General features: G+C 58.3%; 2 protein-coding genes. Both read right to left on the reverse strand.

Features of this window, described 5'->3' with window-relative positions:
- A partial coding sequence (locus tag GHO03_RS23835) for a biotin/lipoyl-containing protein (protein WP_372241794.1) occupies nt 1–609 on the reverse strand: 609 nt, incomplete at its 3' end.
- An 11-nt stretch (nt 610–620) separates the two neighbouring features.
- Nucleotides 621–3,263, reverse strand: a complete 2,643-nt coding sequence (gene aceE, locus GHO03_RS23840; protein WP_095000903.1) for a pyruvate dehydrogenase (acetyl-transferring), homodimeric type — start codon at nt 3,261–3,263, stop codon at nt 621–623.
- Between the last annotated feature and the right edge of the window lie 500 nt (nt 3,264–3,763).

Genomic DNA, 3,763 nt, shown 5'->3' on the forward strand with positions numbered 1-3,763 from the left:
CTGGGCAGGAGCAGCAGGTGCCGCAGCGCCTTGAACCTTGAGCTTGAGGATAAAGTCGCCAGTGCCGACTTCGTCATCCAGCTTGACCGAAATACTCTCAACCACACCGGCGGCTGGCGATGGAATTTCCATGCTGGCCTTGTCGGACTCGAGAGTGATCAAGGATTGATCAGCCTCGACGGTATCGCCGGCCTTGACCAGGATTTCGATGATTTTAGCTTTGCCCGACGAGCCGATATCCGGGACATGAATGTCCTGGATGGTAGCAGCGGCAGGTGCAGCCGGGGCCGCAGGGGCATCGGCAGCAGGAGCAGCAGGTTTTTCGGCCGCAGCAGGAGCTGCAGCAGGGGCCGGTGCTTCAGGCGCCGCAGCGGCGCCCTCGGCTTCCAGTTCCAGCAGTTCGTCGCCTTCTTTCAGGCGGTCGCCCAGCTTGATCTTCAGGCTCTTGACGATACCGGCCTTGGGAGCAGGGATTTCCATGCTCGCCTTGTCCGATTCCAGGGTCAGGATGCTCTGATCGGCTTCGATACGGTCGCCGACTTTTACAAACAGCTCGATGACTTCACCGTCGCCGCTGCCGATGTCAGGTACTCGAATGAGTTCGCTCACAAATATTCTCCTCAGCAGTCCAGTGGGTTGCGTTTTTCCGGGTTGATGCCGAACTTGACGATGGCTTCTGCCACCACTTTAGGTTCGATATCGCCACGGTCAGCCAGTGCTTCCAGGGCTGCCAACACCACGAAATGACGGTCTACTTCAAAGAAGTGACGCAGTTTTTTGCGGCTGTCGCTGCGGCCGAAACCGTCAGTGCCCAGCACTTTGAATTCCTTGACCGGTACCCACTGGCGAATCTGTTCGGCGAACAGCTTCATGTAGTCGGTAGAGGCAATCACCGGACCTTTACGGCCGGTCAGGCACTCTTCAACGTAGCTCAGCTGAGGCTTCTGGCCAGGGTGCAGGCGGTTGTGACGCTCTACGGCCAGGCCGTCGCGACGCAGTTCGTTGAAGCTGGTAACGCTCCATACGTCAGCGCCGATGTTGAACTGTTCACGCAGGATGATCGCCGCTTCACGGACTTCACGCAGGATGGTGCCGGAGCCCATCAGCTGAACGTGGTGCGCCGCTTCCTTGGTGTCTTCCTCGAGCAGGTACATGCCCTTGACGATGCCTTCCTCGACACCGGCCGGCATGGCTGGCTGCTGGTAGGACTCGTTCATGACGGTGATGTAGTAGAAGACGTCCTGTTGCTCTTCGGTCATCTTCTTCATGCCGTCCTGAATGATCACCGCCAGCTCATAGCCGTAGGTCGGATCAAAGGTGCGGCAGTTCGGGATGGTACCGGCCAGGATGTGGCTGTGACCGTCTTCGTGCTGCAGGCCTTCACCGTTGAGCGTGGTACGCCCGGCGGTGCCGCCGATCAGGAAGCCACGGGTGCGGCTGTCGCCAGCGGCCCAGGCCAGGTCGCCAATACGCTGGAAGCCGAACATCGAGTAGAAGATGTAGAACGGCAGCATCGGCTGGTTGTGGTTGGAGTACGAAGTACCGGCGGCGATGAAGGAGCTCATGGCGCCTGCTTCGTTGATGCCTTCTTCGAGGATCTGACCTTTTTTGTCTTCGCGGTAGAACATCACCTGGTCTTTATCGACTGGCTCGTAGAGCTGGCCGACAGAGGAGTAGATGCCCAGCTGGCGGAACATGCCTTCCATACCGAAGGTACGGGCTTCGTCCGGGATGATCGGAACGATGCGCGGGCCGATTTCCTTGTCCTTGACCAGCTGCGCGAGGATCCGCACGAAAGCCATGGTGGTGGAAATTTCACGGTCGCCGGAGCCGTCAAGGATGGCCTTGAGGGTTTCCAGTGGCGGGGTCGGAATGCTGATGCTCTGTGCGCGGCGCTGAGGTACGAAACCGCCCAGTGCGGCACGGCGCTCGCTCAGGTAACGGGCTTCGGCGCTGCCTGCTTCCGGTTTGAAGAACGGCAGGTTTTCGATTTCGTCGTCTTTGACCGGGATGTCGAAACGATCGCGGAACAGCTTCAGGCTTTCAACATCAACCTTCTTGGTGTTGTGCGCGGTGTTTTTCGCTTCGCCGGCGCCGGTGCCATAACCCTTGATGGTCTTGGCCAGGATAACGGTTGGCTGGTCTTTGTGGTTGACCGCTTCGTGGTACGCCGCGTAGACCTTGTACGGGTCGTGGCCGCCACGGTTGAGCTTCCAGATCTCGTCATCGGACAGATCGGCAACCATCGCCTTGAGTTCCGGCGTGTTGAAGAAGTGTTCACGTACGAACGCGCCGTCTTTGGCTTTGTAGTTCTGGTACTCGCCGTCGATGACTTCGTCCATGCGACGTTGCAGGATACCGTCGACGTCTTTGGCCAGCAGCGGGTCCCAGAAACGGCCCCAGATGACTTTGGTTACGTTCCACTGAGCGCCGCGGAACACGCCTTCGAGTTCCTGGATGATCTTGCCGTTGCCGCGAACCGGGCCGTCGAGGCGCTGCAGGTTGCAGTTGATGACGAAGATCAGGTTGTCGAGGTTTTCACGGCCTGCCAGGGAGATTGCGCCCAGGGATTCCGGCTCGTCGCACTCGCCGTCGCCCAGGAAGCACCAGACTTTCTGGCCAGCAGGGATGTAGCCACGGGCTTCCAGGTACTTCATGAAGCGCGCCTGGTAGATCGCCTGGATCGGGCCAAGGCCCATCGATACGGTCGGGAACTGCCAGAAATCAGGCATCAGCCAAGGGTGCGGGTAGGACGACAGGCCCTGACCGTCCACTTCCTGGCGGAAGTTGTTCATTTGTTCTTCGCTGATGCGGCCTTCCATGAACGCACGGGCGTAAACGCCTGGCGAGGTGTGACCCTGGAAGTAGATCAGGTCGCCGCCGTGTGCGTCGGTAGGGGCCTGGAAGAAGTAGTTGAAGCCGATGTCATACAGGGTTGCGCTGGAAGCGAAGCTGGAGATATGACCGCCCAGGTCAGAATCTTTCAAGTTCGTGCGCATCACCATGGCCATGGCGTTCCAGCGTACCAGCGAGCGAATACGGCGTTCCATGAACAGGTCGCCAGGCATGCGTGCTTCGTGGGTTACGGGAATCGTGTTGCGATAAGGCGTGGTGATGGCATACGGCAGCTGCGAACCGGTGCGGGTAGCGAGCTCACCCATACGGGTCATCAGATAGTGAGCGCGGTCTTCGCCTTCTTTGTCGAGAACCGATTCCAGGGCGTCCAACCATTCCTGGGTTTCGACGGGATCGAGGTCTTGCATGGCTTGCTCCAGGGCGGATAGGCTTCCAGAATCGGTTGCCTGAGTTTGCGACTGGCCTTGTGGGCAGACGACATAAATTCTTGGATGGCCGGAGGTTGATTCCAGCGGCGTGTAGTTTTACTACAAATCGTCGGCCATTTCAGCCTTTCGAGTGTGTCATGCAGTAGTAAAACTACAGGAATGGTCCTGATGGCCACCTGTTTCGTTGTGCGAAAAATCGATATTGTTGGTGCTTTTATCTGCAATAAGCCGGTGATCTGCGGGCTTGATGCTAAACAAAATGATCTTACAGCTATTTATAACCTTTGTTCGACAGTCGGATTAAACCGCTGTTTCCTCCTGTCACCGTACTCGGCAACACCATAGCCGATCAAGGATAGACCATGAGCCTCCCGTCGCTTGCTCCAATTCCCGGTCTTTTACAGCCACTGGCCAGCCGTGCCGAGCAGTCGTGGCGCACGGCAGTCGCCGGGCTTGAGGGCGGGCACGGGCTCGATGAC

Source organism: Pseudomonas sp. FSL R10-1339 (assembly GCF_009600545.1).
GTDB classification, from domain to species: Bacteria; Pseudomonadota; Gammaproteobacteria; order Pseudomonadales; family Pseudomonadaceae; genus Aquipseudomonas; species Aquipseudomonas bubulae.

Bases quoted from the DNA above. Each gene is read 5' to 3' on its own strand.
- aceE (WP_095000903.1), bottom strand. From the start codon at position 3,263: ATGCAAGACCTCGATCCCGTCGAAACCCAGGAATGGTTGGACGCCCTG.